The following is a 25,753-nucleotide window of genomic DNA, read 5'->3' on the forward strand; positions in this document are numbered from 1 at the left end:
AGGTAAATTCCACAGGTTACAGTATCATACACGCCAAGTTCGAGAGCCCGCAGTGGAGAATGCAGTAATTGCAGGGTTGAAATCAGCTCCACCTGTCCGGTTTGGCTCTTTGCTACAATGAATCAAGGGAGACACGCTTTGGAAGATTACATTATCTGGTTTGATCACCTGGGAATGTCAGACGTTGACCGGGTCGGGGGAAAGAATGCCTCCCTCGGTGAAATGATCAGTAATCTTGCCAACGCAGGTGTTACCGTTCCGGGTGGCTTTGCTACAACCGCTCACGCCTACCGTGAATTCCTGGCCAAAGACGGTCTTCGTGAAAAGATCGACAACGCTTTGGACGCTCTGGACATCAATGATGTGAACGAGTTGGCTCGGGTCGGCTCCGAAATTCGCCAGTGGATTCTTGATACGCCATTTCCGGACGCGCTGGAAAAGCCACTTGCGGACGCCTACGCAAAGCTACGTGACGGCAACGACAACCTCGCGGTGGCGGTGCGTTCGTCAGCCACTGCGGAAGATCTTCCGGATGCGTCATTTGCTGGCCAGCAGGAGACTTTCCTTAACGTTGTGGGCCTGGAACAGGTGCGGACGTCAGTAAAGGAGGTCTTCGCCTCCCTGTTCAATGACCGCGCCATTTCCTATCGTGTCCACCACGGTTTTGATCACAAACAGGTAGCCTTGTCTGCTGGCATTCAGAAAATGGTGCGCAGTGAGACCGCTGCCAGTGGCGTTATGTTCACCCTGGACACGGAATCCGGTTTCCGGGATGTCGTGTTTATCACCGGCTCCTACGGCCTGGGTGAAACGGTGGTGCAGGGTGCTGTGAACCCCGATGAATTCTACGTTCACAAGCCCACCCTCACGGCGGGCAAGCCTGCCGTTCTGCGCCGCAACCTGGGTAGCAAGGCCATCAAGATGGTTTACCACACTGACCCCGCCGCAGAGCAGTTTGTGGAAACGGTCAAGGTTGAACAGGACGAACGTAATCGCTTCTGCATCACTGACGCGGAAGTGGAAGAACTGGCCAAGCAGGCCATGATCATCGAAAAGCATTACCAGCGCCCGATGGACATTGAATGGGCGAAAGATGGCGACGACGGCCGTATCTACATTGTGCAGGCCCGTCCGGAAACCGTTAAGAGCCGCGCTTCGGCCAACGTGATGGAGCGCTATCTGCTCAATGAGACCGGCACCATCCTGGTGGAGGGCCGCAGTATCGGCCACAAGATTGGCAGTGGCCCGGTCAAGATCATCACCAGTATCAAGGAGATGGACCGCGTACAGGCGGGCGATGTTCTCGTTACGGATATGACCGACCCGGACTGGGAGCCGGTGATGAAGCGGGCGTCCGCCATCGTAACCGACCGCGGTGGGCGTACCTGCCATGCTGCCATTATCGCGCGGGAGCTTGGTATTCCGGCCGTGGTGGGCTGTGGCGATGCCACGGAGATTCTGAAAGACGGCCAGGAAGTGACGGTGTCCTGTGCCGAAGGCGACACCGGGATGATCTACGAGGGCAGCCTCGATTTTGAGCTGAAGGAAAACACGGTAGACTCCATGCCCGCCATACCGTTCAAAATCATGATGAACGTGGGTAACCCGGACCGGGCCTTCGACTTCCAGGCGCTACCCAATGAAGGTGTCGGCCTGGCGAGGCTCGAGTTCATCATCAACCGCATGATTGGCGTTCACCCGAAGGCGCTGCTGAATTTTGACGGCCTGCCGCGAGATATTCGTCAGACGGTGGAGAAACGGATCTCCGGGTACAGCTCGCCGGTGGACTTCTACGTCGACAAGCTGGTCGAGGGAATATCCACCCTTGCCGCTGCCTTTGCGCCCAAGAAGGTGATTGTGCGGCTGTCCGACTTCAAGTCCAATGAATACGCCAACCTGATCGGCGGTACCCTTTACGAGCCCGATGAAGAAAACCCGATGCTGGGCTTCCGTGGTGCCTCTCGGTATATCTCCGAAACCTTCCGTGATTGTTTCGAGCTTGAATGCCGGGCGTTGAAGAAAGTCCGTAATGAAATGGGGCTGACCAACGTTGAGATCATGGTGCCTTTTGTCCGCACGGTGGGAGAAGCCGAGCAGGTGGTGAACCTGTTGGCGGAAAATGGTCTCAAGCGTGGCGAGAACGGATTGCGCGTGATCATGATGTGCGAGCTCCCCGCCAACGCCCTGTTGGCGGAGCAGTTCCTGGAGCACTTTGACGGCTTCTCGATTGGTTCTAACGACCTGACCCAGTTGACCCTGGGGCTGGACAGGGACTCCGGCATCATTGCCCACCTGTTTGACGAGCGGAATGACGCGGTCAAGGCGTTATTGGGCAGTGCTATCCAGGCCTGCAAGAAGGCGAATAAGTACATCGGTATCTGCGGTCAGGGGCCCTCGGATCATCCTGACCTGGCCAAATGGCTGATGGATCAGGGGATCGATTCGGTATCCCTGAATCCGGACTCGGTACTGGATACCTGGTTCTTCCTCGCGGACGAGAAAATCGACTGACCATTTCGAGAAAAGGAGCACGTGCGTGCCTATCGTAACCCCTGATCTGTGTGACGATTACCCCGAAATCCTGGTGGTAGAGCCGGGTTTCCGCAACTTTGGTGGCGTGGACGCCTTCGGGGGCGAGATCGTGACGGTGAAATGCTTTGAGGACAATTCCATCGTTAAGGAACAGGTTGCCCTGCCGGGTAACGGTCGTGTGATGGTTGTCGATGGTGGCGGATCAAAGCGGGCCGCTCTGCTGGGTGACATGCTGGCCGAGAAAGCGGCGGGTAATGGCTGGGCTGGCCTGGTGATCTATGGCTGTATCCGCGATGTAGATGTCATTGGAAAGACAGCCCTGGGAGTGCAGGCGCTGGGTACGCATCCGCGCAAGACCGAGAAGCGTGGAGTGGGTGATCTGGACGTGCCGGTCACCTTCGGAGGCGTGACCTTCCATCCTGGCCATTACATCTATGCCGATAACAACGGTATCGTGGTTTCCGAAAAGCCACTGAAGATCGACTGATACGGCCGTTTGCCCGGTAGTTCCCCCGTACTCTACCGGGCTACACTTCCCTTGACCGCACCGGTCAGCGTTTTACCTTTACAATCTCCATCCCCAGGAGAAACCCATCCCCGTCAGGAACACAGCGAAGCACGCGGCAGACCGTTTCGAATGGCGGGAATTGCTCGCTGGTGGAAGGTAGAAGGGTGTGGATTTCATCCCCTTCGGCAAACGCCCTTTCTACGTATAGCTGCATGCCAGTGCCGCTGAGATCCCGGCAAATGCCTGGAATCGCGACGCCATTGCTGTCTGTGAGTTCGATTTCCGAGTTCATTGTCATGCGGTGGAAATCGCGTTTTTCTGAATAGTCCTTCATGGTTTCAGACATCCCGGCACCTCGCGGTTGTTGTTTTGTTAGTTATAAATGCTAAGGGCGGAAGCGTCAAAGAATTCATGGGAATAAAAATTCGGGAAGCCCTTATATTTAGTATTTAGGTTTCCCGAATGACACTATATGTGGGTTTTCGAAGAGGCGCTTCCTCCAACGTCTCCCGCGATGGGGAGGTGTTCTATGCCCAGTTGTCCGTTTTCCGTGAAGGCTTGAGCAGCGGGATAACAAGGGCCAAAATCACCCCGAGCAGCACAAGGGCTGCACCCAATAGCATGAAATCGGATTCCTTTTTGGCTTCCAGGCGCTCCTTTTCCGCAGTGAGCACTTCCAGGTCGTTGCGCAGCTTCTGGTTCTCTTCGCGAAGCTCGCTATTCCGCCGATTCAGATTGATGGAGTCCGAAGCGACTTCCTTGATATTACGAAGCTCTTCGCTGAGTCTTCCTGCGCGGGCTTCCAGGGACTCTTCCGAGCTCCTGAGTTCGTTCCGTTCCGTTGTGACTTCCTCAAGCTGCGTCCTGAGATTATTCAGTTCATTGCGGGCTTGTTCCAGTTGCCGGTTGGTGGCTTCCAGACGTTGGCGCGCAATAGGAGTGTCGGTGAGATAGCGTGACACCATCCAGCCTTCGATGCCGTCCGGCGTGCGTACACGGCTATACCCTGATTCCGATGTTTCCAGCAGCTCAAGCGAGGTCCCGCTCCGGACTCCTGAGTGCAGGATTCGGTACTGTGTCCCTTCACCACTTCGGATCGGAGCGTAGAGCGTGTCATCGACATAAACGGTTTTGGCGTGGGTTGACGTTGCAGCCACCATCAAAACGATAATGCAGGTAATCAGACGTAAAGGCGTCACTGGTTTTATTCCCTGGAACAGCGATTTAAGGCGCAATTTTGTCATAGATGCCGGGTCATACAAGGTGGAGTTCATTACAAAAAGCTCATGGTGCCAGGTGCAGGCAACCGTGCGCCCTCAGGGCAGTACAGCCTTGAAGGGTTTGACGATCACTTTCTGGTACACACCGGCATCCACGTAGGGGTCGGCATCGGCCCAGGCCTGGGCCGATGCCAATGAATCAAATTCGGCTACAACCAGGCTGCCGGTGAACCCTGCGTCACCGGGTTCCGGTGTGTCCAGGGCCGGGTGGGGGCCCGCGACCAGAAGGCGGCCTTCGTCTCTGAGCAGCTTTAGCCGTTCAATGTGGGCAGGACGGGCAGAAGACCTCAGCGGCAGGCTGTTCTCGACATCTTCGCTGATGATGGCGTAGTACATGATATTCTCCGGATATTTACTGACACAGTGTAATACCTGGCTGGTACACTGGCGTTGATGGTATTTACTCTGAAATCGGGAAAGATGTGACTATAACCCAAGAAGCTGACTTCTGCATTGATCTGCATTGCCACACGACGGCGTCCGACGGCGCGCTGCCACCGAAGGAATTGGTCGCACGTGCGCACGCCAGAGGTGTTACCCACCTTGCCATAACAGATCACGATACCATCGCCGGGCTTGAAGAGGCATTGGAGGCCGCACGGGAGGCTGGTCTTACGCTGATCGCCGGTACCGAGTTGTCCTGCCTCTGGAAAAGTCACACCATACACGTAGTCGGGCTTGATTTTGACGTTGATGACGACCGTCTGAAGCAGGCATTGGAGCGGCAGAACACGAACCGTTGGTCCCGGGCCCGCACCATTACCGACAAGCTTTCAAAGCTGAAAATTGAAAACCTGCTCGAGAAGGCAACGGATAAGGCGGGCGGCGACGTGCCCGGTCGGCCTCATTTTGCCAGGGTGCTGGTGGAAGAGGGGGTGGTAAAGGATATCGCCCAGGCGTTCAAGCGCTACCTTGGAGCTGGCAAGGCGGGGGATGTAAAGGGTTTCTGGCCTGAATTGCCGGAGGTAGTCCGGTGGATTACAGAGGCCGGAGGTGTGGCCGTGCTGGCTCACCCCAGGAAGTACAAGCTTACCGCAACCAAACTGCGTGCGCTCGTTGCCGACTTCCGTCAGGCGGGAGGCCGGAGTATTGAAGTCTCAACGTCGGGGCAGTCCAGCGGTGATCTGGGCTTTTTGGCGGAACTGTGTCGTCGGGAAAACCTGCTTGCCTCCCAGGGCAGCGATTTCCATTTTCCCGGTGCACCCTGGTGTGAGCTTGGGGTCATCATGAAAATGCCAGACGGGCTTGAGCCTGTCTGGCATCATTTCAAACAACCGGCAGGGGTTCCCGCAGCGGATTAATCCGGTGCGTGGAACAGCAGGTATAGGTCGGTCAGCGAGTCGGGAATGGCGTCCGCCATTTGCCGGGACAGTTTCTCGCTGTTGCGGACATTCTGGAAGTCTTCATCCTCGAACAGCCCAGACAGCGTGAGCATCGGCACCAGCAGGTCTGCGGTTTCCTCCTCGCCGGCTTCCAGCCAGGCTTCCTCATTCTCGAGGAAGGTGTCCACGAACCCGGCACACCAGTTCTCCAATGCATTCATCGGATCGCCATCTTCAGGTTCCGGCAACTCAAGGGGCTGGCCCATGTCCAGTGCGTGTGCCATATCCCTGCCGAGTTGCTCAACGGCTTGGCGGAACACATCCGGAACCTGGCCGCTGGGCGCCTGTTCGGCGCCCGTGGCCAGCCTGAAGATGTCTTCAGTGCTCAAGGATGTCGGGCCTACCACGCTGGCGCAGACAACCCCATGCAAACCGAAGAAATCCAGGGCCTCGTCGCCCCAGGGTTCTGCGAAAAGGATGTCTTCCAGCGCTTCGATGTCCGAATCTGATAGCATTCGTCAGTTACTCCCGGCCTTTTTGGCCTCTTCGGCTGCCCGCTGACGCTTACGGACTTCCCTCGGATCATTGTAGGCACGGCCCGGGGTTACCGGTACATTCACCTGCTCACTCGGCTTTTCTTGCTCAGCCGCGGGCTCAACCGGCTTCTCTGCAGGTTTTTGCGTTTCCTCTGCCTCGGAGGCCTCGGCTTTCGGTTCCGCCGCTGGTTTGCTGGTCGTTTCCTGCGGTTCTTTCACCGTATCCGCTGCTGCCGGCTCGCTCGCCGGGGTGGCGGTATCGGGTTGTTCCGCTTTCTCGGTTTTGGTTGCCGTCGGCTCAGCGTCAGCAGTGCTGTCGGCCTTGGATTCCGCCTTGGGTTTGGTGTCAGCTTCTGTTGGTTGTGGCTTGGCATCCACTTCCTGCTTGGGGGTTTCGGCCTCTACCACGGCCTCTGGGGTTTCTTTGCCCGGAGTTGCCTTTTCAGCCTTGTCGGCCGTCGTCGCATCTGCGTCGGTGGGTTCAGCCTTCTTTTCAGCTGGTTTCCTGGATGACCGGCGTGGACGGGCAGGGCGTTTCGGCTTCTCCTCAGCAATAGTCTCGGACTCTGCTTCAGATTTCACTGCCTCATTGCCCGCGGTGTCCGGCTGGGCGGGCTTCGCGGTGCCAGACGTTGCCGGCTGCGGCTGTTTTTCAGGCGCTTTATTGGGCTCCGCACTTTCGGCCGTTGGTTCCGCAGGTTTCGTCGCCGATTTCTCGACCGGTGCTTCCGTCGCGCTTTCCGCTGACGTCGCTTCGACAGGCTTTTCAGCCACGCTTTCCGCCGGCTTCGGCTCTGCCGTATTGGCCGCGGCTACGTCCGGCTTTCCTGCGGGCTGAGTTGTAGGTTGCTTGTCGGTCTGCTCTTCCGGCTGAGTATCCTTCTGATGCCTTTCGCTGCGGGCGGACTTCCGATCTGCCGGTGTTGACGCCGGGTTTTCAGCGGGGGAGCCGTCTCGATTACGATTACGTCTTGGTTTGCGACGTTTTTCATCGGAGCCGGACTTGTCGGCGGCAGCGCTTTTCTGGGAACTGGTGTCCTGTTGTTCCTGACGGTCCTTCTGGTCCCTGCTGGTCTGGGGCTTGTTGCGCCCTTGCCCGCGTCCCTGGCCGTCTTTGCGGTTGCCATCCCTGCGGCTATCGGCTGTCTTGTCGGCGCTCTTGTCAGCACTTCCCTGCTGGCCCTGGCCACTGCGGCCCTGGTCGTCTCCGCGATTGCGGTTTGCACCTCGGTTACGTCCCCGGTTGTCATCGCTGCGGCTGCTGTCGCCACGATTGGCGCCGGCCTGACGGCGGTCAGCACCACTGCGATTTCCGGAGCGGTTGTCGTCACGGGCCACCCTGGATTTACGACGGTCCTGGCGGTCCTGGGTGCGGCGGTCGTCGCGGTTGGAGCCGGCAGGCTGTTCCCGTTTCACTGGTGGTTCACCGATGACTTCCTCACCGCTGAAGAAATCCGCAATCTTGCGGCCAAGTTTGCGGAACAGGCCATCGGTCTGTTCGGCCGGGGTTTCTTGCGCTGCCTTTTCCGGGGCAGGTGCGGGCGCAACCGGGCGAATGGCTTTCACCGCTGCCTGTTCGCGGACCGGTGGCTGGGCAGCAGGGGCCTCGAAGATTTCTTCTTCCCGTTCACTGTATTCCTGAGCGACCTGGTAGCTCGATACATGCTCCACGCCGGTCTCATCGTCACGCATGCGCAGGATTTCGAAGTGAGGTGTTTCCATGTGAGGTGCGGGAACCACCACCACTTCCACTTCCTGGCGTGCTTCGATGTCGGCCAACTGCTTGCGCTTCTCGTTTAGCAGGAATGTGGCAACGGCGACGGGCACCACGGCACGGACCTGGCCGGTCTTTTCCTTGGAGGATTCCTCGTAGATCAGGCGCATGATGCTCAGGGCCAGAGACTCAATGCCCCTGATGGTGCCCTGGCCTTCACAGCGAGGGCAGACTTCGCTGCGGGTCTCGCCCAGGGATGGGCGCAAACGCTGGCGAGACATTTCAAGCAGGCCAAAGCGTGAAATCTTGCCCACTTGTACCCGGGCGCGGTCGATTTCCAGTGCTTCGCGGATCTTCTGCTCGACTTCGCGCTGGTGCTTGGCCGGGGTCATGTCGATAAAGTCGATCACGATCAAGCCGCCCATGTCCCTGAGACGCAGTTGGCGGGCAATCTCTTCCGCCGCTTCCAGGTTGGTCTGGAGCGCGGTTTCCTCAATGTCGTGGCCCTTGGTGGCACGGGAGGAGTTGATGTCAATGGACACCAGTGCCTCGGTGGGATCGATCACGATGGAGCCACCAGAGGGCAGCTTCACTTCACGCTGGAACGCGGTCTCGATCTGGCCTTCGATCTGGTAACGGCTGAACAGGGGGATTTCGTCCTTGTACAGCTTGATCTTGTTTTCGAACGAGGGCATGACGGCGCGAACGAAGTTCAATACATCCTCGTACACCGTTGCGGCGTCAATCAGTACCTCACCAATGTCCTGGCGAAGATAGTCGCGTACAGCGCGGATAATGACGTTGCTTTCCTGGTGAATAAGGAACGGCGCCTTGCGCTCACCGGCGGCCTGGGTAATGGCCTCCCAGAACTGGACGAGGTAGTCCAGGTCCCACTGCAGCTCTTCGGTGGTGCGGCCGATGCCGGCGGTACGAACGATGATGCCCATGGACTTGGGCACCTGTACATCGTTCATGGCCTCTTTCAGCTGCGCCCGCTCTTCACCTTCGATACGACGGGAAATGCCGCCGGCGCGAGGATTGTTGGGCATGAGCACGAGGTATCGGCCCGCAAGGGAGATAAAGGTGGTGAGGGCTGCACCCTTGTTGCCACGTTCTTCCTTATCCACCTGAATAATGACTTCCTGACCTTCGGCAACCACATCCTTGATGTTGATCTTGCCTTCAATCTGGCCGGGTGATTTCTTGAAATACTCCTTGGAGATTTCTTTGAGAGGAAGGAATCCGTGGCGTTCCGCGCCGAAGTCCACAAAAGCGGCTTCCAGGCTTGGCTCTACACGGGTTATGCGACCCTTGTAGATATTGGCTTTCTTCTGCTCACGGGAGCTGGATTCGATGTCGAGGTCAAACAGACGCTGGCCGTCAACCAGGGCTACGCGCAACTCTTCGGGATGAGTCGCATTGATCAGCATTCTTTTCATGGAAAGAAATGGTTCCTGTCGTTTGGTTTGGACAGAAAACCTGGGGAATAGCATCAGCGAAGCAGAACTTGCGTGCCGTGGGCCCCTTGTAACAGGGGTAATCCGACGGCCAGACGAATCAGATCCCTGCGGGGAATTTTCCCGGGGTTCCGAGGCCACCGCCGACGGTTCGCCTGCCTGTGGGCAGGAAAGAGTCGCTTTGGGTCAGAGTCTGTTGGCGCATGTTATCCGTTTTCAGGTTCACGCGGGTGCCTGGGTCTCACGTCGTATTCGTATGCTGGACGGCCCGGCCCTGCGTGCTGGTAATGATTCTTCGCGATGTCGCCCGACGGTTTTCCGTACGGTTTCTTGTTCCCCCGGCTTCTGGACAGTCGCTGTAATCAGCGTCTTCCGTTTTGGCCCGGGAGGATTTCAATCGCCGAGCCCGGTAATGATTGGGCTTTCGGCGTTCAAACTCTCAAATAGTGTCGGTATACTCCTGCCGCTCCGGCTTCTGGCATACTGGCCAGGCCGTAGACAAACGGCAGAGCACGCCGGAATATAACAGTATTCGCCGGCTCCTTCAATCCCGCAGGGTTTCCAGCGGTAAGGTATCCATGTCCAGATCGACCAGGCAAAAACGTCCCTCTTCGTCATCACAGCCTGTCAGTGGCGAAAAGAGTAGCTCTGTGCCCGGCTCCAGAGGTGGCGAAATCAGGCAGGGTGTGCGAAAGGTGGTGGTTGATGAGGATAACCACGGTCAGCGCGTGGACAACTACCTGATGGCGCAGATCCGGGATGTACCGCGCAGTATCATCTATCGGATTATCCGCAAGGGCGAGGTGCGCGTGAACAAGGGCAGGGTGAAGCCCGACACCCGTCTGAATACGGGTGATGAGGTGCGCATTCCACCGGTTACCCGAAAGGAAAAGCCGGCGCAGGTAGTTCCAGGCTCCCGGGTTCAGGGGGTCATGCAGGACGCGGTGGTGTTTGAAAATGATCAGATGCTGGTGGTTAATAAGCCATCCGGTATAGCGGTTCACGGTGGTAGCGGGCTGGATTTCGGGCTGATCGAAGTCTTGCGGGCGGCGCGGCCGGAGGCCCGGTTTCTGGAGCTCGTGCATCGGCTTGATAGGGATACATCGGGGCTGGTGATGGTTGCAAAGAAGCGTTCTGCGTTGCGTTATCTGCAGGACGAGTTGCGTCACAAGCGTATTCGTAAGCATTATCATGCTCTGGTGGCGGGCGACTGGCCTGGGGCTGTCAGGAAGGTCAGCGAGCCGTTGCTGCGGTTTGAGCTTGGCTCCGGTGAGCGCCGTGTTCGCGTGGATGAGGCTGGAAAGGACTCTCTCACCCGCTTCCGGGTATTGGACTCCTTTTCAGGGTATACCCTGGTTGAGGCCTCACCGGTAACCGGTCGCACCCATCAGATCCGTGTTCACAGTGCCTGGGCGGGGCATCCGATTGCCGGCGATGACAAGTATATGGATGATGTAAGCCTGCGGGCATTTCGTTCCGCCGGCGGTCAGCGTTTAATGCTCCACGCCCGCGCCCTGGACTTTACGCTGCCCTCCACGGGAGAGCCAGTTCATCTTGAGGCTCCCTATGATGAGGCTTTCAGCGAACTCATGGCCAAGCTGGCGGCGCGCCGGAAGGCCTCCGAATAATCCGTTGTTCTGTGGTTCGCAAGCAGAATGACCGCACCAAGGTAGTATCAATGGACGTAAAGGTCGTGATTTTTGACTGGGACGGAACGCTGGTGGATTCCGTTGATCATATTGCCGACAGCCTTCATCAGGCGGCCACCGAGCTGGGGTATCCGGAACTGGAGCGGGAAGCCTATCGCGATATCATCGGCCTGGGCATGATTGAAGCTCTGGAAAAGCTGTATCCCGGTATAACGCGGGAGGAAATGACGGCGATTCGCGAAGGTTATGCCCGTTATTTTTTCTCCAAGGTGACTACGCCCCAGAATGTGTTTGCGGGCATGGCGGACGTACTGGCTGACCTTCGTGCAGCGGGGCGCGGCTGCTCGGTGGCCACCGGCAAGAGCCGCCGCGGCCTGGAAGGTGCTTTGGTGTCCAGCGGGCTTGGGCCGCATTTTGATATTACTCGCTGCGCGGATGAAACCCGCTCCAAGCCCGACCCGGCGATGCTCGGAGAGATCATCCGCTTTTACGGCATTGAGCCGGCGGAAGCGGTTATGATCGGCGATACCCGGTACGATCTTGAGATGGCCCAGCGTATCGGGATGCCGTCTATTGGTGTGGAGTGGGGTGTGCATAAACGTGATGTGCTGGGGCATTACGCACCGCACGCGGTCGTCGATTCGGTAAAAGACCTGCGCGACGTACTCGGCCTCTGAGCCGCAACAGTAACAGGAAGTAGCAATGAGCGATTGGGAATCAGACAGGCATCCTGGCTGGGGGAGCGAACCAGAAAACCCGGAAAGCGGGGCGAAAAGGCCTGAGGGAAGTCGCCGCAAGCCGGCGATGCCGCCGGAGTCGGCTCGTGATTGGAAATTAATCGAAAAGTTGGTGATGTCTCTGCAGTCAGAGCAGCGAAAAAGCCGCCGCTGGGGGATATTTTTCAAGCTGCTGACGTTCGGGTATCTCTTTGCCTTGCTGCTGATGATCCAGTTCCCGCTAAGCGGTGCGCTGGAATCCGCTGCCAAGGGAAAGCATACGGCACTCGTGGAGATCGAGGGCACTATTGCGGCGGATGAGCTCGCCAGCGCCGACAACATTGTAGGTTCCCTGCGCGAAGCGTTTGAGGCAGAGAATTCGGTGGGGGTGATCCTGCGCATCAACAGTCCGGGCGGCAGTCCGGTCCAGTCCGGTTACGTCTATGACGAAATCCTTCGGCTGAGGGGTGAGTATCCGGAGAAAAAAGTGTATGCGGTGATTTCCGATATTGGTGCCTCTGGCGCCTACTATATTGCTGCGGCTGCTGATGAAATATACGCCGACAAGGCGAGTCTCGTGGGTTCCATCGGTGTGGTGGCCGGAGGTTTCGGATTTACGGGGATCATGGACAAACTGGGGGTCGACCGCCGTCTGTACACGGCGGGTGAGAACAAGGCGTTCCTGGATCCGTTCTCACCGGAGGAAGAAGAAGAGGTGCAATTCTGGCAAGACGTTCTGGAAACCACTCACAGTCAGTTTATCGAGAGTGTGCGGAAGGGGCGGGGTGATCGGCTTGCGGATGACGAGCAACTGTTCTCAGGGCTGGTCTGGAGTGGTGAGCAGGCGCTTGAGCTTGGCCTGATTGATGGTCTTGGCAGTTCTTCGCATGTGGCAAGACAGGTGATAGGCCAGGAGGATCTTGTGGACTACAGCCGCCGAGAATCGCCGTTCCAGGAAATTGTTGACCAGTTCGGCGTTTCTGTGGGCAGTGGTATTGCCCGCTACTTCGCTGAATCGCGGCTGGAGCTGCGCTGAGGGTCGTGGGGCTGATGCAGTGGATTCAGCCCCCAATTTAGGAGCATTCTGGTGAGTGCGATCAACGGCAGCCCGATCAGGCTGTTCGGATCGTCCCCTTCCAGTCGCTTGAACAGGGTGATGCCCAAGCCTTCCATTTTGAAGCTGCCTGCGCAGTCGTAGGGTGTCTCAGTGTGTAGGTAGTTGTCGATTTCGTCCGCGTCTAGCTCCCGGAAATAGGCATGGAAGTGTTCGCAGTGGCTCTGCCGTTCGTTGGTGCCGGAATCCAGCAGTACCAGGCCCGTCAGGAATGAGACTCTCTGGCCGCTGCTGCGCTTCAGCTGCTGCACGGCGCGCTCATGGTTTCCCGGCTTGTTCAGCACGGTGCCATCCTCGAGGCAGGCAATCTGGTCAGAGCCGATGATCCAGTGGTCAGGATAATCCCCGGCGAGCGCTTCGGCTTTCTTTAGCGCCAGTCGCACGGCCAGCTGTTCCGGGCCTTCACTTATCTCTGGTGATTCATCGACGTTCGGTGATGCGGCCTGGAAGGGCAGTCCCAGCCGTTCCATCAGCTGTCGCCGGTAAGGTGATGATGAGGCAAGCAGAAGTGGGCGGTGTTGCATTGGGTTCCTTATGTCATTGCTTGGTATTATCGTAGAATACACCTATCCGCAGTGTAACCCTTGCCCAAAAGCGCATGAAGTCTTTGACAGCGGGCGGTCAGGTCCCTAAAATTGCGCGCCTATGTCAAAAGCCTCAAGCACCGAGCTGCCCAAAACTGTCGATCCTTACCGATTGGCAGAGCAACAAATAGTGTTGGAGGGAGAAATTCCTCTGCAGGCATTGTCTCGTTTTGGTGATTCTGTATTTGGTTTTGAGGACGGCGCAGTGTGCCGGGTGAGCCTGTCATTCTCCATGGACGGCGAACGCCGACGCATGGTGACAGGTGAGCTGGAAGCACCGGTTACCCTGGAGTGTCAGCGCTGCATGGGGCCCATGCAAAAGACACTGGTCTCCCACTTTACATTGGGGTTGGTGACCAGCGATGAGCAGGCCCAGCAGTTGCCAAAAGAGCTTGAACCGTTTCTGACGGACGATTTCAGCGCGGATTTGTGGTCCTTGACTGAGGACGAACTGTTGCTGGTTCTGCCGCCGTTTCCGCTTCATGAGCGTGACGAATGTCCCGCCCGAGAAGAGCTGGAAGCCTTTGAACCGGATGAATCCGGGGACGAGCCGGTCAGGAAGTCTGAAGACAACCCGTTCAGCGTACTGGCGGATCTCAAGACAAAGAAACATTAATCAGGCGTCGTTTTCCCTGGAAACCGTCGCGAATTTAACGAACACACGTTTATCAGGTCAGGAGCATAATCATGGCTGTACAGAAAAATCGAAAAACCCGCTCAAAGCGCGGTATGCGTCGTTCACACGATGCTCTGAGCACGGCAGCTCTGTCCACTGACACCACGACTGGTGAAGTGCATCGTCGTCACCACGTGTCGCCGGACGGTTTTTACCGTGGCAAGCAGGTAATTGAGGCTCGCGACGAGTAAACCGTCGCGAGCAATCCACCCGCCAGTGCGAGATGGAGGAACGGTGAAGCCGGTCACCATCGCAATTGACGCCATGAGTGGTGATCGCGGAGCCGATGTTGTGGCCTCCGCTGCACTGGATGCGGTGAAAGAAAACGAAGCCTTGAGTCTCGTTCTGGTAGGAATCCGGAGTGAGCTCGAGGCTTTGTTGCATCCTGGGCACTCGCGAATTCGTATCGTCGAAGCTGCCGATGTAGTGCGGATGAATGAGCGGCCCTCCCATGCGCTTCGCCACAAACGCAATTCGTCCATGGCCGTGGCGCTGGGGCTTGTTCGCGATGGCGTTGCTCAAGGTTGTGTCAGTGCTGGCAATACCGGCGCGCTCATGGCGTTCGGCCGTTCTGTTATCCGTATGTACCCGGGTATTGAGCGCCCTGCAATCGCCAAACTGATTCCGTCGCTTCGGGGGCGTTGCCACGTGCTCGATCTGGGCGCCAACGTGGACTCCACTGCGGAAAACCTCTATCAGTACGCACTGATGGGCTCACTGATGGCATCGGCCATCTGCAATCAGCCAGAACCTCGAGTCGCTCTGCTCAATGTTGGCGAAGAGGAGATCAAGGGCAATGAGCAAGTGCGGCTTGCCTCTCACATGCTGGCCCAGTGCGATACCATCAACTACATCGGATACATCGAGGGCAGTGATCTGTTCCGCGACGTGGCGGATGTGGTGGTGTGCGACGGTTTCGTCGGGAATATTGCCCTGAAGACGGGTGAGGGTGTTGCCGGTCTGCTGATTGAATTGCTGGAACAAGCCTTTACGAAAACGTTTTACGGCAAGTGCGTCGGCTTCTTCGCGCGGCCGATCATCGGACGGCTGCTCCGGCTTATGGACCCCTCAAGGCACAACGGTGCCAGTCTCCTTGGCCTCCAAGGGGTGGTGATAAAGAGCCATGGCAACGCCAACGAGCGCGCCATGCTGGCGGCCATACGTCAGGCGGTTCGTGAAGTAGAATTGGAAGTGCCCAGCCGTATCAACGAACGTCTTGACGACCTGATGATCTAAGCGCTCAAGCCTTGGCCTCTCCCTGAGACTAAAGTCTCTCCCCATTTTTGCTAGATTGGCCGGATCGGCCCCCAGGTTGTACTATTGGCTAATCTCCCGTAACCCCTCATTGACGGTAAGATTCCCACTATGAAATCAGCCTTTATTTTTCCCGGACAAGGATCGCAGTCTGTCGGCATGCTGGGAGCAGCTGCCGAGAACTGGCCGATCATAGAAAAAACGTTTTCCGAAGCCTCCGATGTGCTGGGCTATGATCTCTGGCACCTGTGCCAGCATGGACCTGCGGAAGAGCTCAATCAGACCACGGTTACCCAGCCAGCGCTGTTGGCAGCGAGTGTCGCGCTCTGGCGGCAGTGGTTTGTAGCCGGAGGTCAGGCGCCTGACTTTGTCGCCGGGCACAGCCTTGGTGAGTACAGCGCGCTGGTCGCCGCGGAAAGCCTGAACTTCTTTGACGCCATTAAACTGGTGCGCCTGCGTGGGGAGCTCATGCAGGCCGCTGTGCCAGCCGGCGAAGGCAAGATGGCAGCCATTATTGGTCTCGAGGACGACGACGTAACCGCCGCCTGTGCCGAGGCGGCAAATGGCGATGTGGTGGCCGCCGTCAATTTCAATGCCCCTGGGCAGGTCGTGATTGCAGGTGCTGCTGGGGCGGTTGAACGCGCCATCGAAGCCTGCAAGGCCCGAGGCGCCCGCAAGGCCATGCCATTGCCGGTGAGTGTACCTTCCCACTGTGCCCTGATGAAGGGAGCCGCGGAGGAACTGGCAACCGCGTTGGACGAAGTAACGTTTAACGATGCTGTCATCCCGGTAATACAGAATGTTACCGCTTCTGTCGCTCAGGACAGTGAATCCCTCAAGGCTAATCTGGTCAAGCAGCTATACTCTCCGGTGTTGTGGACCGATACAGTTCGTAAACTGGTGGCAAATGATGTGCGGATCGCTGTAGAGTGCGGCGCCGGTAAGGTCCTTGCAGGGCTGGCGAAGCGCATTGACCGTGAATTGTCGGTTTACGGCATTGACGAGCCGGATGCGCTGGCAAAGGCGTCAGAGGCATTTGGACAGTAATAAATAGGAGCAACACATGTCTCTTGAAGGCAAAACAGCGCTGGTAACGGGTGCAACTCGCGGGATCGGAAAGGCCATTGCAAAGGCGCTGGCAGATCAGGGCGCCATGGTGGTCGGTACGGCAACCAGTGAGAATGGCGCCGAGTCGATTTCCGCTGACCTGAAAGCAGCAGGCGCGAAGGGTTTCGGTATCGTAATGAACGTCGCCGACCCGGACAGCATCGAGGCTGGCCTGAAGGAAATCAACGAGAAAGCTGGTGCGCCGGCGATCCTGGTCAACAACGCAGGGATCACTCGTGATAATCTGCTGATGCGGCTGAAGGACGATGACTGGGCGGCCGTGGTGGAAACCAACTTGTCCAGCGTCTACCGAACCAGCAAGGCCGTATTGCGGGGAATGGCCAAGGCGCGATGGGGTCGGGTGATCAATATCAGCTCGGTTGTGGCTGGTATGGGTAACCCAGGACAGGCCAACTATTGCGCTGCCAAGGCCGGAGTTGAGGGTTTTACCCGCAGCCTGGCGAAAGAAATGTCGAACCGGGGCATTACCGCCAATTGTGTAGCGCCCGGATTTATCGATACGGATATGACCCGAAAACTGGACGACAAGCAACGTGAGGCTATGATGGAAGTCATACCTGCCGGTCGTCTGGGTGAGCCGGAAGAAGTGGCTGCGGTGGTTGCCTTCCTGGCGTCGGAGGCCGCTGGTTACGTGACGGGTGAAACGATCCACGTTAACGGTGGTATGTACATGGGATAGTCCCTGAGGGGGGCGTGTGCGCAAACCCTTGTCGCACAACATGTTTGAATGGAACCCCTGCTTGTTTGCAGGTATGGTTTAAACTAAACTGGCAGCACTTAAGTTGCTTGGTTGACACAAAAGTGAGGACATTATGAGTACAGTTGAAGAGCGCGTGAAGAAGATCGTTTGTGAGCAGTTGGGCGTTAAAGAGTCCGAAGTTCAGAACACATCTTCTTTTGTAGAGGACCTTGGCGCTGACTCACTGGACACCGTTGAGCTGGTCATGGCACTCGAAGAAGAGTTCGAGACCGAGATTCCCGACGAGGAAGCGGAAAAGCTGGCGAGTGTCCAGGACGCGATCGACTACATCGTCGCGCACACCTGATACTCCGCACGCTTTATACGCCAGGCAAAAGCCGTCCATGTGATTAGACATCGGACGGCTTTTTTATTGGCAGGAATGACAGTTCATGATCAGCAAGAAACTCAGGTGAAGGGGTATGGCTAAACGACGTGTTGTAATCACAGGCATGGGAATGCTCTCGCCACTGGGTAACGATGTGGATTCGTCCTGGGACGGTATTCGTTCCGGTCGCAGCGGCATTGCCGGGATCGACCGCTTTGATACCACCGGATACAACACACGGATCGGCGGTGGCATCAAGAATCTGGATATGGAACCTTACCTGTCCACGAAGGACGCCAGAAAATTGGATGCCTTCATTCATTACGGCCTGATTGCGGCCCAGCAGGCCGTGGACGCCAGTGGCCTTGATGAATACACCGATCTTGATCGTGAAAGGGTTGGGGTTGCCATCGGCTCAGGCATCGGTGGCCTTGAATACATCGAGAAGAACGTGATCACCATGGAGAAGTCCGGGCCGCGAAAGGTGTCTCCGTTCTTCGTGCCAGCCTCCGTAATCAACATGATTTCAGGAAACGTGGCTATCCGCTTTGGCTACAAGGGCCCAAACATCGCGATCGTGACAGCCTGCACGACCGGCACCCATAACATTGGCTATGCGGCGCGCACCATTGCTTACGGTGATGCCGATGTGATGTTGGCTGGCGGTTCGGAAATGGCCACCACCCGAAGCTCAATTGCCGCGTTTTCGGCAGCGCGTGCGTTGTCCACCCGCAATGACGAACCGGAAAAGGCCAGCCGGCCGTGGGATCGAGGCCGGGATGGCTTTGTGCTCAGCGACGGCGCTGGCGTGCTGGTGCTGGAGGATCTCGAGCATGCTAAACGCCGTGGAGCCACCATTCATGGCGAAGTAATCGGTTTCGGTATGAGCGACGATGCGTTCCATATAACCGCTCCCCCTGAAAACGGTGAGGGTGCCGCGCGCTCCATGAAGAATGCGATTCGCGACGCCGGGCTCGGCGCCAACGACATCGACTACATCAATGCCCATGGCACTTCCACGCTCGTAGGGGATCTGGCAGAGGTGTCTGCAGTGAAATCGGTATTTGCCGACCACGCTTACACGCTGGCAGTCAGCAGTACCAAGTCCATGACCGGGCACTTGCTTGGCGCTGCAGGGGCCATTGAGGCGATTTTTTCAGTATTGGCGATCCGGGAGGGTGTGCTGCCGCCGACCATCAACCTTGACGATCCCGATGATGGTTGTGACCTGGATTTTGTAGCCGGCAAGAGCCGCAAGGCAGATGTCCGGGTTGCGTTGTCCAACTCTTTTGGTTTTGGCGGTACAAACGGCACCCTGATTTTCCGTCGTTACGAGGGCTGATCGGGTTGTGTTGAACGTTATTCGTCCCGACGGCAACGGTATTTCCGCGACAGATCGTGGGTTGGCCTACGGCGACGGGTTGTTTGAAACTATCCGCATGCGTGGCCGGCAAGCCCTGCTGCGATCACACCATCTGGATCGTATGGTGGCCGATGCCGGCCGCTTGGGCATTCCGGTCGAGCGTAGTGACCTGGATGCTGAAATTACCCGCTCGGGTTGCGATTTGGCCTCCCGATACGGCAATGACGGCTGGGTGCTGAAGTTGGTCCTCACTCGGGGGAGTGGTGGGCGAGGATACCGGTTGCCTGTCGAATGTGTGCCAAACCTGATTGTTACCTCCTCACCGATGCCCACGCTCCCCGCACCGGGGGGTGTGGTCGCAGCGCTGTCGCAGTTTCCACTCACCGTGAATCCGAGGCTGGCGGGTATCAAGACCCTGAACCGGCTGGAGCAGGTGATGGCAAGCCGTGAGTTCAGTGGCGAGGAATTCGAACTGATCATGGCGAATGCCGACGGGCAGTTGCTTGAGGGGACGCGAACCAACCTTATTGTCAGGATGGAGAGCGAGTGGGTAACTCCGCCGGTTGAGAGCCTTGCGGTGGCAGGTGTCATGCGGCAGTACGCCCTTGAGTGTCTGCGCGCATCCGGCCATACCATCCGGGAGCAGATCATCCAGCCTGCGTTACTGTCGTCACCCGGGCTGCGTGGACTGTATCTCGTTAACAGCGTTGTCGGCATTGTCGCGGTTCGCAGATTGGGCAGCGTTGATTTGCCAGTTGATGATGGGCTTGAGACAATCTGCGACCCTCTGAAAACTTTGGAATAAAAGCTTGTTCAAGAAGTTACTCATCTGTGTGTTCTGTCTCTCCGTCCTGGCGCTTGCCGGGGGTGGTCTCTGGTTATGGCAGGGGCTTCAGACCCTTGAGCAACCTGTAGCGTTGGATGAGCCGGTTCTGTTCAGCGTGCCCTCCGGGAGCGGTTACGGTCAGGTTGCGCGTAAACTCGAAGCGGAAGGCCTTGTGGGCGACAGTCTGTGGCTGAAGATTCATGGTCGTCTTTACCCGGAGCAGGCGCTATTAAAGGCTGGCGAATATGAATTCACCGATGGCATGACCAGTCTCGACATGATCAATGCGATGGTCGCCGGTGACACCAAACACTGGCAGATTCAGTTTATTGAAGGCTGGACCTTCCGTGACATGCGCGCCGCGCTCGCCAGCAGTGAGCGTCTTGGGCAGGTGACCGCCGACTGGACCGACGAGCGGATCATGGAAGAGATGGGTGCCAACGGGTCGCATCCTGAAGGCCGCTTTTTCCCGGATACCTATCTGTTTACCAGCAGTGAAACCGACCTTGACCTGCTACGCAGGGCCTTTGAGCGAATGGAAGAGGTGCTTGCGACGGAATGGCAGGCTAAGGCTGAAAACCTGCCTTACGATTCTCCCTATGAAGCTCTGATTATGGCGTCGATTGTTGAGCGCGAAACCGGTGCGGTCCATGAGCGAGAAGAAGTCGCCGGTGTCTTTGTCCGGCGCCTGGAGAAAGGTATGAGGTTGCAGACCGATCCTACCGTAATCTATGGGATGGGGGAGAAGTACCAGGGGCGAATCACCCGTAAGGATCTGCGAACCCACACCGACTACAATACCTATCGGATCGACGGGCTGCCGCCCACGCCCATCGCGTTGCCAGGCAGGGAAGCGATTCATGCGGCCCTGAATCCGGCTGAAGGCGACACGCTCTACTTTGTGGCGCGCGGCGATGGCACCCACAAGTTCTCGAAAACCCTGGCGGAACACCAGAAGGCCGTGAGGGCGTTTCAGCTCAACCGCCGTTCAGACTACCGTTCCTCTCCAACTCCGTCTCCAGATACAGCAGCGGAAGAGGGTGACCAATGACCCGACGGGGGCAGTTTATTACCTTTGAAGGTACGGAAGGGGTTGGGAAGTCCACTCAACTAGCGAACGCCGCAAGTACGCTGGACGCGCTTGGTGTTGAATGCGTTGTGACCCGAGAGCCCGGCGGCACCCCGATGGCGGAGTCCATTCGCGAGCTGTTGCTGGCGCCGCGTGATGAGCCCGTGAACGAAACCACCGAGCTGCTCCTGATGTTCGCCGCCAGGGCACAACACCTCCATACGCGTATTCTTCCTGAATTGGAGGCTGGTCGCTGGGTGCTGTGTGATCGGTTCACCGACGCCACCTTTGCCTATCAGGGGGGAGGGCGTGGTGTGCCCGCCGATCGCATAGCGCTACTGGAAAGCCTGGTGCAGGGTACGGTGCGCCCGGATCACGTTATCCTGCTGGACGCACCGGTGGAAACCGGTATGACCCGTGCCCGCCACAGGGGCGACCTGGACCGGTTCGAACAGGAAGCGGTAGCATTTTTTGAGCGAATACGCGAAACCTATCTCGCTCGCGCCGCCAACGCGCCGGGCCGTTATCACATTGTGGACGCCTCTCAGCCGATTGAGACGGTCAGCGACGAGGTCGCGGGCTTGCTTCGGAATCTGGTGAATCGGGCGTAGTCGTGCAAGTTTGCCGATGATCTGCTTTAATTGAGCTACATTCTCAGGAAATTTCCGGATCGCGGGCATGTTGGACGCACGTTTGCTCAAGCTTCCCACCGCTTCACACCACCATCGTCACGAGCATCACCAGATTGTTGTCGGTGTTCGTGGAGAGGCCGACCTGAGTGTGGACGGAACAGGTTCGCACCTGGACACCTGGCGAGCCTGCCTGGTCCCCACTGAAGCGCGCCATGATTACTGTGGTGACCTGCAGAACCACGTTCTGGTTATCAATCTCGATCCCTACATGCCAGCCATCAATAGTCCGGGCCACAGTGAGTATGAAACGCTCGCGCCCCTGTTTGAGCGGCCGCGGACACTGGTTCTGGACAATAAGCTGCAAGGGCTGGTTCAGTTCGTGGCGGGAGAGTTCGATCGCTCGCCGGATAATCAGGATATGCTGCGGCACATGGGGGCAAGCATCCTGCACTGCATGGCCGAACGCCTGAACGAAGGCAGGGAGGTTCGCCAGAACCGCCATGCCATCAGCCCCGACACGATCCGCCGTTACATCATGGAGAATATTCAGCGCAAGATATCGGTAAGCGACCTTGCCGGTGTGGCCTGCCTGAGTGTCAGCCGCTTCCACGAGATGTTCCGTGACGTGACGGGTATTACCCCCCACCAGTTTCTGCTCCAGACCCGACTTGACCAGGCCGTGCAATTCCTGACCATGACATCCCTTTCGGTCTCCGAAGTCAGTTATCGAACTGGATTTTCCTCCCAAAGTGCCCTCACCAACGCCCTCAGAAAACACAAGGGTACGACACCCTCCAGGTTGCGTTTTGGTGACAAAGTCGCCTGATTTGTTAAAAAAGCCTCATTTTCGGACGAATTTACAAAAGAATCGTAGGATTTTGTAAGCTTGCAGTCCGTAGTAATACTAACTTAACAGGGTAGCTGATCACGTCACAGCGCAGTTCGGTATGTGCGCGTTGTTTGACCCAACCATAAAAAGTTCGAGGGGCCCGGCCATTGACGGGAACCGTCGGCGAGGCGCTCAGATGTTCAATGCAAGCAAGGTGCTCGAGCCTGCATTTCAGGAACAGCCAAAGTCGTTCTTCTGGCAATCGATTACTGCCAACTACGCCGTCGACGAAACACGTTACCTCAAAGAACTGATTCCCCTTGCCCAAAGCAATGCTTCTGAGCATCGAGACGTCGCTGAAACGGCAACGAGCCTGATCAGAAAGGTCCGCGAGCAGGATGACTCGGTCCATATGGTTGACGCATTGCTGCAGGAATACAGCCTTGATACCGAAGAAGGCATCCTGCTGATGTGTCTGGCCGAGGCGTTGATGCGTATCCCCGACAAATACACCGCCGATGCGTTGATTCAGGACAAGCTGTCGGACGCCGACTGGAAGAAGCACGTGGGCCGCAGTGAGTCGACCCTGGTTAACGCCTCCACCTGGGGACTGCTGCTGACCGGCCGTGTGGTCAAAATGGATAAACGGCTGGATGGTTCCCCGTCCAGTATCTGGAAGCGTCTTATCAAGCGCAGTGGCGAGCCGGTCATTCGGAGTGCGATGTACCAGGCCATGGCCATTATGGGCAAACAGTTCGTACTCGGACGGGATATCGACGAAGCATTGAGGAACGCCCGCGAGTACCGGGAGTTGGGCTACACCTACTCCTTCGACATGCTCGGCGAAGCGGCAATGACCAGGGACGACGCTGACCGTTATCTGAAAGACTACATGGATGCCATTGAGTCCGTGGGAAACGATACCTACCCGAACAGCCGGGCACCGGCACCTTCGATTTCCATCAAGCTATCCGCACTGCACCCTAGATACGAGGTGTCCCAGGAAGAGCGGGTTCTGGAAGAGCTCTACGCAACGGTCATTGACCTGCTGACGTTTGCGCGGGAAAAGAAGGTGTCCATTACTATCGATGCCGAGGAAATGGATCGGCTGGAAATCTCGCTAAAGCTGTTTGAGAAGGCATTTACGTCACCGGTTGCAAAGGGGTGGGGTGGTTTTGGCCTGGTTATCCAGGCCTATTCCAAGCGTGCTTTGCCGGTATTGTGCTGGTTGACCAAACTGGCGAAACAGCAGGGTGACGAGATCCCCATTCGCCTGGTCAAAGGAGCCTACTGGGACACCGAGATCAAAATCTGCCAGCAGTTGGGCCTGGAGGGCTACCCCGTATTCACGCGCAAAGAGGCCACCGATACCTCCTATCTGGCGTGTTTGCGTTATTTGCTGAGTGACTACACCGAAGGAGCGCTGTATCCGCAGCTTGCGAGCCACAACGCCCATACGGTTGCCTCGGTTCTGACCATGGCGAGGAACAAAGGGCGCAAGATCGAGTTCCAGCGCCTGCACGGTATGGGCGACGCCCTCTACAACAGCATCCTTGAGGCCAACAACCTTCCGGTTCGTATCTACGCCCCTGTTGGTGCTCACAAAGATCTGTTGCCGTATCTGGTACGAAGGCTGCTGGAGAATGGTGCAAACTCCTCATTTGTTCATCGGTTGGTAGACGCGGCAACGCCCATAGAGGCTCTGGTGCAGAATCCGGTTCAGGAACTGCAGGGATACGACTCACTGCCCAACGACCGTATTCCACTGCCCGTCGATATCTTTGGCAACGAGCGGCGCAACTCCAAAGGGATGAATATCCATGTGGCTGCCCATTTGGACCCGTTACTGAACCATCTTGGCCAATGGGCAATGACACGCTGGGAAGCTGCGCCAGTCATTCGTGGCGAAAAGCGCCGGGATGGATCGCAGAGTGATGTCCATGCGCCCTACGATCGTTCCCAGCACGTTGGTCAGGTGTACTGGGCGACCGAAGCCATGGCGGAAGAAGCTCTGGCCGTTGCAACGGAAGGCTTCGCTTCCTGGCGGGAGCGCCCGGCGGAGGATCGCGCCGACTGTCTCGAGCGATACGCCGACTTGATGGAAGTGAATATGCAGGAACTCATGGCGATCTGCTGCCGTGAAGCCGGAAAAACCATTCAGGATGGTATCGACGAGGTGCGCGAAGCCGTCGATTTCTGCCGCTATTATGCCCTCCAGGGCAGATCCCGCTTTGGCAAGGCCATGGCTCTACCTGGCCCTACAGGCGAGAGCAATGAGCTCTACATGGAAGGGCGGGGTGTCTTCCTCTGCATCAGCCCCTGGAACTTCCCCCTGGCTATTTTTACAGGCCAGGTGATGGCGGCGTTGGTGGCAGGGAATGCCGTGATCGCCAAGCCTGCGGAACAGACAAGTCTGGTTGCTCAGCGAGCTTTTGAGCTGATGCTGGAAGCGGGCTTCCCACCCGACGTGATTCAATTTTTACCCGGTGATGGCGCAACAATCGGCGGCAAACTGACCCCGGACCCCAGAATTGCCGGCGTCGCCTTCACCGGCTCTACACAGGTAGCGCACATCCTCAATCGCACTCTGGCGCAGCGTGAAGGGGCGATTGTGCCCCTCATCGCCGAGACCGGCGGACAGAATGCCATGATTGTGGATAGCAGTGCGCTGCCGGAGCAGGTGGTCAGAGATGTCATCCAGTCCGCTTTCGCCAGTGCCGGGCAGCGTTGTTCGGCACTGCGTGTGCTTTATATCCAGAAAGAGGTCGCTGATCGTACAGAAAGCCTGCTGGCGGGCGCGATGCAGGAACTGACTGTCGGTAACCCTGAGCGTCATAGCACCGATATAGGGCCGGTTATTGACCAAAAGGCGCAGGATGACCTGAAAGCCCATCTGACCGAGCTGGGCAACCATGCCAGCTTGGTGTCGCAGTCGCCATTACCGAAGGCCTGCAGCGGGGGCTACTTTATTCCACCGTCCGCCTACGTCATTTCAAGTATCAACGAGTTGAAAGACGAACACTTCGGCCCCGTTCTTCATATAGTCCGCTACACTGCAGAGAAGCTGGACGATGTGATCGATGAAATTAATGCGGCGGGTTATGGGCTTACCCTGGGTATTCACAGCAGAAGTGAGTCCACTGCGGCCTATATCGAGCGACGGGTAAAAGTGGGCAATACCTACGTTAACCGAAACCAGATTGGCGCGGTTGTTGGTGTTCAGCCTTTCGGGGGGAGGGGGCTTTCCGGTACCGGTCCCAAAGCTGGAGGACCGTACTACCTGCTGCGGTTTGCTACGGAGAGAACCCGCACCATCAACACCACGGCGGTGGGTGGAAACGCGTCACTGTTGTCGCTTGGCATTGAAAAGGTTTGATAGGGCGCTTTGCTCACAAGGCAGTGCGGAACGAAAACCTGAACGATAGGAGGTAAGTATTGAGATGGGGAGGCTGGCGTTGTAAGTCGTAGCGCGTTAATTACGTGAGTAGTTTAGGGAA

At 57.3% G+C, this 25,753-nt stretch carries 24 protein-coding genes; 18 read left to right on the forward strand and 6 right to left on the reverse strand.

The features are described from left to right. Positions 1 to 117: 117 nt before the first annotated feature. Positions 118 to 2,511, forward strand: coding sequence for a phosphoenolpyruvate synthase (gene ppsA, locus SIC19_RS17285; protein WP_369810883.1), 2,394 nt, complete (start codon positions 118 to 120; stop codon positions 2,509 to 2,511). 25 nt (positions 2,512 to 2,536) lie between these two features. Then, positions 2,537 to 3,019, forward strand: a complete 483-nt coding sequence (gene rraA / locus SIC19_RS17290) for a ribonuclease E activity regulator RraA (protein ID WP_036205000.1) — start codon at positions 2,537 to 2,539, stop codon at positions 3,017 to 3,019. Between the two features lie 64 nt (positions 3,020 to 3,083). Here rraA and SIC19_RS17295 read toward each other — a convergent pair whose 3' ends face one another. From SIC19_RS17295 to SIC19_RS17305, 3 genes are all read right to left on the reverse strand, one after another. After that, positions 3,084 to 3,386 (reverse strand): PilZ domain-containing protein, encoded by a 303-nt coding sequence (locus SIC19_RS17295; protein WP_226909933.1) that lies wholly within the window; start codon positions 3,384 to 3,386, stop codon positions 3,084 to 3,086. 181 nt (positions 3,387 to 3,567) lie between these two features. Beyond that, a complete protein-coding gene (locus SIC19_RS17300; RefSeq protein WP_036205846.1) occupies positions 3,568 to 4,239 on the reverse strand; it encodes a TIGR04211 family SH3 domain-containing protein in 672 nt (223 codons plus the stop codon). A 117-nt stretch (positions 4,240 to 4,356) separates the two neighbouring features. Then, positions 4,357 to 4,656, reverse strand: a complete 300-nt coding sequence (locus tag SIC19_RS17305; protein WP_007154082.1) for a YciI family protein — start codon at positions 4,654 to 4,656, stop codon at positions 4,357 to 4,359. 86 nt (positions 4,657 to 4,742) lie between these two features. Between SIC19_RS17305 and SIC19_RS17310 the strand changes: the two genes are divergently transcribed. Beyond that, a complete protein-coding gene (locus SIC19_RS17310) occupies positions 4,743 to 5,621 on the forward strand; it encodes a PHP domain-containing protein (protein ID WP_127401602.1) in 879 nt (292 codons plus the stop codon). On the opposite strand, the gene SIC19_RS17315 is transcribed toward SIC19_RS17310, so the two are convergent. Together SIC19_RS17315 and rne are read right to left on the reverse strand one after the other, a co-directional pair. Then, the gene (locus SIC19_RS17315) at positions 5,618 to 6,157 is read right to left on the reverse strand and encodes a YecA family protein (RefSeq protein ID WP_007154080.1); all 540 of its coding nucleotides are present in this window, start codon (positions 6,155 to 6,157) and stop codon (positions 5,618 to 5,620) included. The genes SIC19_RS17310 and SIC19_RS17315 overlap by 4 nt on opposite strands. A gap of 3 nt (positions 6,158 to 6,160) precedes the next feature. Then, complete coding sequence (rne, locus tag SIC19_RS17320) at positions 6,161 to 9,331, reverse strand: ribonuclease E (RefSeq protein WP_127401600.1); 3,171 nt, start codon at positions 9,329 to 9,331, stop codon at positions 6,161 to 6,163. Positions 9,332 to 10,035: 704 nt separating this feature from the next. Here rne and rluC point away from each other — a divergent pair. Genes rluC through SIC19_RS17335 form a run of 3 tightly spaced genes read left to right on the forward strand, consistent with a single transcriptional unit; the run spans position 10,036 to position 12,750 of the window. Further along, positions 10,036 to 10,977, forward strand: coding sequence for a 23S rRNA pseudouridine(955/2504/2580) synthase RluC (rluC, locus tag SIC19_RS17325; protein ID WP_185906490.1), 942 nt, complete (start codon positions 10,036 to 10,038; stop codon positions 10,975 to 10,977). A gap of 50 nt (positions 10,978 to 11,027) precedes the next feature. Continuing rightward, entirely contained in the window at positions 11,028 to 11,675 is a 648-nt protein-coding gene (locus SIC19_RS17330; RefSeq protein WP_036205004.1) for an HAD family hydrolase, read from the forward strand. A gap of 25 nt (positions 11,676 to 11,700) precedes the next feature. Beyond that, positions 11,701 to 12,750: a S49 family peptidase gene (locus tag SIC19_RS17335; RefSeq protein ID WP_127401598.1), complete on the forward strand. Its 1,050-nt coding sequence runs from the start codon at positions 11,701 to 11,703 to the stop codon at positions 12,748 to 12,750. Here SIC19_RS17335 and SIC19_RS17340 read toward each other — a convergent pair. Continuing rightward, a complete protein-coding gene (locus SIC19_RS17340) occupies positions 12,717 to 13,352 on the reverse strand; it encodes a Maf family protein (protein WP_036205007.1) in 636 nt (211 codons plus the stop codon). The genes SIC19_RS17335 and SIC19_RS17340 overlap by 34 nt on opposite strands. A 121-nt stretch (positions 13,353 to 13,473) precedes the next feature. On the opposite strand from SIC19_RS17340, the gene SIC19_RS17345 reads away from it, so the two are divergent. From SIC19_RS17345 to putA, 12 genes are all read left to right on the forward strand, one after another. Continuing rightward, positions 13,474 to 14,028, forward strand: coding sequence for a YceD family protein (locus tag SIC19_RS17345; RefSeq protein WP_075194781.1), 555 nt, complete (start codon positions 13,474 to 13,476; stop codon positions 14,026 to 14,028). Positions 14,029 to 14,099: 71 nt separating this feature from the next. Then, positions 14,100 to 14,279, forward strand: a complete 180-nt coding sequence (rpmF, locus tag SIC19_RS17350) for a 50S ribosomal protein L32 (protein ID WP_036205010.1) — start codon at positions 14,100 to 14,102, stop codon at positions 14,277 to 14,279. Positions 14,280 to 14,322: 43 nt separating this feature from the next. Next, the gene (plsX, locus tag SIC19_RS17355) at positions 14,323 to 15,324 is read left to right on the forward strand and encodes a phosphate acyltransferase PlsX (protein ID WP_267285175.1); all 1,002 of its coding nucleotides are present in this window, start codon (positions 14,323 to 14,325) and stop codon (positions 15,322 to 15,324) included. A 129-nt stretch (positions 15,325 to 15,453) separates the two neighbouring features. Continuing rightward, positions 15,454 to 16,389, forward strand: a complete 936-nt coding sequence (gene fabD / locus SIC19_RS17360; RefSeq protein ID WP_091644335.1) for an ACP S-malonyltransferase — start codon at positions 15,454 to 15,456, stop codon at positions 16,387 to 16,389. 16 nt (positions 16,390 to 16,405) lie between these two features. Next, positions 16,406 to 17,149: a 3-oxoacyl-ACP reductase FabG gene (fabG, locus tag SIC19_RS17365; RefSeq protein WP_041333768.1), complete on the forward strand. Its 744-nt coding sequence runs from the start codon at positions 16,406 to 16,408 to the stop codon at positions 17,147 to 17,149. Between the two features lie 133 nt (positions 17,150 to 17,282). Beyond that, complete coding sequence (gene acpP, locus SIC19_RS17370; protein WP_007154069.1) at positions 17,283 to 17,516, forward strand: acyl carrier protein; 234 nt, start codon at positions 17,283 to 17,285, stop codon at positions 17,514 to 17,516. A gap of 115 nt (positions 17,517 to 17,631) precedes the next feature. Further along, positions 17,632 to 18,879, forward strand: coding sequence for a beta-ketoacyl-ACP synthase II (gene fabF, locus SIC19_RS17375; protein WP_091644337.1), 1,248 nt, complete (start codon positions 17,632 to 17,634; stop codon positions 18,877 to 18,879). A 7-nt stretch (positions 18,880 to 18,886) separates the two neighbouring features. Next, positions 18,887 to 19,705: an aminotransferase class IV gene (locus SIC19_RS17380; protein ID WP_091644340.1), complete on the forward strand. Its 819-nt coding sequence runs from the start codon at positions 18,887 to 18,889 to the stop codon at positions 19,703 to 19,705. A gap of 4 nt (positions 19,706 to 19,709) precedes the next feature. Then, on the forward strand, positions 19,710 to 20,777 hold the full coding sequence (mltG, locus tag SIC19_RS17385; RefSeq protein ID WP_091644341.1) for an endolytic transglycosylase MltG: 1,068 nt from the start codon (positions 19,710 to 19,712) through the stop codon (positions 20,775 to 20,777). Then, complete coding sequence (gene tmk / locus SIC19_RS17390; RefSeq protein WP_091644344.1) at positions 20,774 to 21,406, forward strand: dTMP kinase; 633 nt, start codon at positions 20,774 to 20,776, stop codon at positions 21,404 to 21,406. Before mltG ends, tmk begins: the two co-directional genes overlap by 4 nt. A 67-nt stretch (positions 21,407 to 21,473) precedes the next feature. Beyond that, on the forward strand, positions 21,474 to 22,253 hold the full coding sequence (locus SIC19_RS17395) for an AraC family transcriptional regulator (RefSeq protein ID WP_041333774.1): 780 nt from the start codon (positions 21,474 to 21,476) through the stop codon (positions 22,251 to 22,253). 199 nt (positions 22,254 to 22,452) lie between these two features. Continuing rightward, entirely contained in the window at positions 22,453 to 25,632 is a 3,180-nt protein-coding gene (gene putA / locus SIC19_RS17400) for a bifunctional proline dehydrogenase/L-glutamate gamma-semialdehyde dehydrogenase PutA (RefSeq protein WP_127401594.1), read from the forward strand. The last annotated feature ends 121 nt before the right edge of the window (positions 25,633 to 25,753 follow it).

Source organism: Marinobacter sp. MIT930201 (assembly GCF_047122665.1).
GTDB lineage: Bacteria > Pseudomonadota > Gammaproteobacteria > Pseudomonadales > Oleiphilaceae > Marinobacter > Marinobacter salarius.